Source organism: Mesorhizobium sp. M7A.F.Ca.CA.002.09.1.1 (assembly GCF_003998555.1).
Lineage (GTDB): Bacteria > Pseudomonadota > Alphaproteobacteria > Rhizobiales > Rhizobiaceae > Mesorhizobium > Mesorhizobium ciceri.
This window is the reverse complement of the sequence record NZ_RZRR01000384.1, coordinates 1-5,001: the sequence shown is the minus strand read 5'-3', so window position 1 is coordinate 5,001 and position 5,001 is coordinate 1. Positions and strand designations below refer to the sequence as shown.

The following is a 5,001-nucleotide window of genomic DNA, read 5'->3' as shown; positions in this document are numbered from 1 at the left end:
GGTGATTTTTTCGGCAAACCTCAAATCCGCCACTCCCCTTGTGGTGTAAGGGGCGGCGTGGCATGCCGCCCCTTTGCTTTTCTCAATCTTTCAGCGGCTGGCCGAGGTTTTTGAACGCGACCGGATCGCGGCTCTTCAGCGCGCTGGCCAGCAGCAGGCCGACGATCGCGGCGATCAGCACCAGCCCCGGCAGGAACACGCCAAGGAAACCGCCGGCTCCCGACAGGCTGCCGAAATTGATGACGATCAAATAGATGATGATGACGAAGGCGATGAAGGTCAGCCCGGGCAGGATGGTGGTCTTCAGCGCATTCTCGTGGGCCGCCGGGTTGGCGCGGAAGAACATCACCACGGCAAGCGATGCCACCGCCATCATCGCGATGACACCGAGCGTCGCGACATTGGTCAGCCACGAAAACAGCGCCAGCACCGGATCGAGGCCGAGCACGGCGAACAGGCCGACAACGACCGCGGCGAGCACGCTCTGGATGACGGAAGCGACATGTGGGCTCTGGTGCACCGGATGCGTCACGCCGATCGTCTGCGGCAACAGCTTCTCGCGGCCCGAGACGTAGATGTAGCGCGCAACCGCATTGTGGAACGCCAGCACGCCGGCAAACAGGCTCGACACGAACAGGATGCTCATCGCCTGCGAAAGCATCGTGCCGGCGTAGCGGTCGGACAGGCCGAACAGGAAGGTCGTCGGATCCTGCAATCCCTGCAGCGTCGGCAGCAATTTGTCGACACCGGCGCCGACCGCCATCAGCCATGCCGTGAGCATGTAGAAGACGCCGATCAGCACGACCGAGAAATAGGTGGCGCGCGGAATGGTGACCTTTGGGTCGCGGGCTTCCTCGGCATAGATCGTCGTCGCCTCGAAACCGATGAAGGCGGCGAAGCAGAACAGGATGGCGATGGCCGGCGAGCCGCTGACGATCTGGCTCCAGCTGAATGGCGCCGCCGACAGGCCGCTATCGCCGCCGGTCTTGAGGATGGCGATATCGAGGATCAGCACCACAAGATATTCGCACAGCACCAGCACCGTCAGGATCTTGGCGGAGAGGTCGACCTGCCGATAGCCGAGCACGGCGACCAGCGCGATGGCGATGAAGCTCCACACCCACCAGGGCAGGTTGATGCCCCAGCCGGCGAACAGGCCGGCGGTTGCGGCGCCCAGCAGGCCCATGACGCCGATCTGCATGGCGTTGTAGGACAGGATGGCGATCAGCGCCGTGGCGCCGCCGGCCATGCTGCCGAGGCCGCGTGCGGCATAGGCATAGAAGGCGCCGGCATTGCCGACATGGCGTGACATGGCGACATAGCCGACCGCGAACAAAAGCAGCAGCACGGTCACGATGAGATAGGTGCCGGCAAAGCCGGCGCCATTGCCCATCAGCATGCCAAGCGGCGTGCCGCCGGCGACTGCCGTGAGTGGGGCGGCCGCAGAAATCACCATGAAGGTGATGGCGCCGACGCCAAGACTGTTCTTGCGCAGCCTGTTGGCCGGCGCCTGTTCCGAGACTGCTGTCATTGATCCCTCCTGTTTGCAAACCCTTGAGTTCGCCGGCCGAATGGCCTGTCCCATGCACTCTGGCGGTTGGTTCATTATTTGAACCGTTATTTTGAATATAGACTTGCAAACAATGCTGATGCCTGTCAAGTTAATTCACACGTTAAATGATTGTCCCGAACGGGGAGGCAAATTTGAGTACGGTCGGAAAAGCGATCTCGCTTCTGGAGCTGTTCAACGTCGACGAGCCCGAGCTCGGCCTGTCCGATCTGGCGCGCCGCTCGGGCTTCGACAAGGCGACGACAAGGCGGCTGCTGGTAGCGCTGGCCGGCCGTGGTTTCGTCGAGCAGGATGCGGGTACGCGGCACTATCGCCTCGGCGCCGGGCTGTCGCGGCTGGCGCGCATCCGCGAGGCGCGCTTTCCCTTCCTGCAGACGGCCGTTCCGCTGGTGCGGGACCTGGCCGCATCGACGGCCGAGACCGTGCATTTGTCGGAATTCGGCGTCGACAGGCTGGTCACCGTCAACGTCGAGCATCCAGCATGGGCAAACCGGGTCAACATCGACATCGGTCAGTTGCTGCCTTTGCATTCGACCGCGTCGGGCATCGCCTATCTGGCCTTCGCCCGCGACGAGACCGTCAAGGCGTGCCTGACGGGTTCGCTCGATGCCTTCACGGCCCATACGCTGATCGAGCCGGCCGCCATCTCAAGATCCATGGGCGAGGCGCGCGAGCGCGGCTATTCGATCTGCGACCAGGGCTATGAGGAAGGTGTGATCAGCGTCGCGGCGGCAATCCGCGGGGCGGATGGCTTTGCGCTCGGCACCATCGCGGTGGCGGCGCCAAAGGCCAGAACGACGGCGGCCGCGATCACGGAGCGGGGACTTGCCGTGAGGGCGGCGGCACGGGAGATTTCCATGCGCCTCAACGGTGAAAACCTGCAAACCCTGAGGAGGCAGGCCTGATGCCCTCGGAGACAGCACCCCGCATCCTGGTCATCGGCACGGGCGACACAAAGGCCGAAGAGCTGTTGTTCATGAAACAGTGCATCGAGCAGTCGGGCGGCAGCGCCGTGATGATGGATGTCAGCGTGCTGGGCGACCCGCCCTACAGTCCGGACCACGATAAGCACGCCGTGGCGCGGGCGGTGGATGTGACGATCGCCGAGATCGTTTCGAGTGGTGACGAGAACACCGCCATGACGCTGATGGCCGGCGGCGCCGTGCAACTGGTGCGCAAGCTCCATCAAAACGGCGAGATTGACGCCTTCATCGCCATCGGCGGTTCGATGGGAACCGATCTGGCGCTCGACGTGGCGCTTTGCCTGCCGCTCGGCGTGCCGAAATTCGTCGTCTCGACCATCGCCTATTCGCACCTCATCCCACCCGAGCGCGTCGCGCCCGACCTGATGATGATCCTCTGGGCGGGCGGGCTGTACGGCCTCAACTCGATCTGCAGGCTGGTCCTGTCACAGGCCTGTGGTGCGGTCGTCGGCGCGGCGAAAATCGTGCTGGCGTCGCGCGTGTCGGCGCGGGCAACAGGCCCGACCATCGGCATGACCTCGCTCGGCAGCAGCTGCCTGCGCTACATGAAGACGCTGAAGCCGGCGCTGGAACAGCGCGGCTATGACGTTGCCGTCTTCCACACCACCGGAATGGGCGGCCGCGCCTTCGAATCGATTGCCGGCCAAGACCATTTCTGCGCGGTGTTCGACTTCAGCCTGCAGGAGATCACCAACCATCTCGCGGGCTCCGTCGTCAGTTCCGGCACCGACCGGCTGGAGAATGCCGGTGCCCGCGGCGTTCCGCAGATCGCAGCACCCGGCGCGGTCGACATGGTCGACCTGCCGACCTGGCAGGATTTGCCGGCTAAATTCTCGACGCGACCGTTTCATGCCCACAACAGGCTGATCGCTTCGATCACCGTCGATGCCGACGATCGCCGCCAGGTCGCCAGGACCATCGCCGCCAAGCTCGGTGCCGCCAGAGGCCGCTCCGCCTTCATCCTGCCGTCCCAGGGCATCCAGGAATGGGACGTGGAGGGCGAGCCGCTCTATGAGCCGGAAGCCCTGGCCGCCTTCACTGACGAAATGCGCAAGGTCATTCCCGCCGGCGTCGAGTTCCACGAGATCGACGCTCACATCAACAGCGACGACTTCGTCGGCAAGGCGCTCGAGATCTTCGACCGCTGGGTCGAGGAAGGCATCGTTCCGCGCGGCAAGCCGGCCGAGGGAGTGGCGGCGTGAGTGCTGTTCCCGTCCAGGCGCTTGTCCTCGATTTCGGCGGCGTCGTCACCCGCACGCTGTTCGAGACCCACGCCTTGACCGAACAGGCGCTCGGCCTCGCGCCGGGGACGCTGCAATGGCGCGGGCCGTTCGATCCGGGCAGCGATCCGCTGTGGCGCGCCATGCAGGCCGACGAGATCAGCGAGCGTGACTATTGGCGCACACGCACAAGCGAGGTCGGCCGTCTGGTGGGGGAGGACTGGCAGGCGATGGAGACCTTCGTCCGGCGCGCGCGAGGGGCCGAGCCGGAAAAGGTGGTGCGGCCGGAGGCTGACAGCACCATTCGCACGGTGCATGCCGCCGGTTTTCGACTGGCCATCCTGTCCAATGAACTCGACCTGTTCTACGGCGCCGACTTCCGCCAGCGGCTGCCGTTGCTCGGCCTGTTCGATGTTATCATCGACGCCACTTACACCGGCATCCTCAAGCCCGACCCGCGTGCCTATGCCTTCGTCACCGAGGCGCTTGGCCTGCCTGCCGGCGCTTGCGTCTTCGTCGACGACCAGCGGCGCAATGTCGATGGCGGCTGTGCTGCCGGCATGCGCACGGTGCATTTCGACGTCGCTCGCCCGGCTCATTCCTATGCCGAGGCGCTCGGCCATTTCGACCTCGTCCCAGTTGCCTGAGATTTTTGCGGAGTCCATTATGCGCGACATCAATTTTCTCACCGAAACCAACGCCAAGCCGATCTGGCATCCGATGGCGCATCCGGCCGAGATGCGGGCCAACCCGCCAAAGGTGATCATGAAAGGCGAGGGTGTGATGGTCACCGACATCGCCGGCAACACCGTGCTCGACGCCGTCGGCGGCCTGTGGAACGTCAATCTCGGCTACAGCTGCGAACCGATCAAGAAAGCGATCGCCGACCAGCTTGGCGCGCTGCCCTATTATTCCGGCTTTCGCGGCACCTCGACCGGCCCGTCGATCGAGCTCGCCTACGAACTCTGCGAATGGTTCGAGCCAGAAGGCATGGTGCGGACGTTTTTCACTTCGGGCGGCTCGGATTCGGTCGAAACGGCACTTCGGCTGGCGCGGCAGTACTGGAAGATCCGCGGCCAGGCCGACCGGACCAAGTTCCTGGCGCTGAAGAAAGGCTACCACGGCACGCATTTCGGTGGCGCGTCGGTCAACGGCAACGCCAATTTCCGCCGCAACTACGAGCCGCTGCTGCCGGGCGTCTTCCACATTCCTGCGCCCTGGACCTGTC

The 5,001-nt window shown here is 64.4% G+C and carries 5 protein-coding genes; 4 read left to right on the top strand and 1 reads right to left on the bottom strand.

The features are described 5' to 3' along the window. Window positions 1–82 precede the first annotated feature (82 nt). Window positions 83–1,531, bottom strand: a complete 1,449-nt coding sequence (locus EN994_RS17515) for an APC family permease (protein ID WP_027161147.1) — start codon at window positions 1,529–1,531, stop codon at window positions 83–85. A 173-nt stretch (window positions 1,532–1,704) separates the two neighbouring features. Here EN994_RS17515 and EN994_RS17510 point away from each other — a divergent pair, with 173 nt between their 5' ends. From EN994_RS17510 to EN994_RS17495, 4 genes are all read left to right on the top strand, one after another. Further along, window positions 1,705–2,475 (top strand): IclR family transcriptional regulator, encoded by a 771-nt coding sequence (locus tag EN994_RS17510; RefSeq protein WP_063169692.1) that lies wholly within the window; start codon window positions 1,705–1,707, stop codon window positions 2,473–2,475. Beyond that, a complete protein-coding gene (locus EN994_RS17505) occupies window positions 2,475–3,755 on the top strand; it encodes a Tm-1-like ATP-binding domain-containing protein (RefSeq protein WP_063169693.1) in 1,281 nt (426 codons plus the stop codon). The genes EN994_RS17510 and EN994_RS17505 overlap by 1 nt, the downstream gene beginning before the upstream one ends. Further along, entirely contained in the window at window positions 3,752–4,420 is a 669-nt protein-coding gene (locus EN994_RS17500; protein WP_063169694.1) for an HAD-IA family hydrolase, read from the top strand. Before EN994_RS17505 ends, EN994_RS17500 begins: the two co-directional genes overlap by 4 nt. A 19-nt stretch (window positions 4,421–4,439) precedes the next feature. Further along, the coding region (locus EN994_RS17495) for an aminotransferase class III-fold pyridoxal phosphate-dependent enzyme (protein ID WP_127307678.1) at window positions 4,440–5,001 on the top strand (562 nt) is incomplete at its 3' end.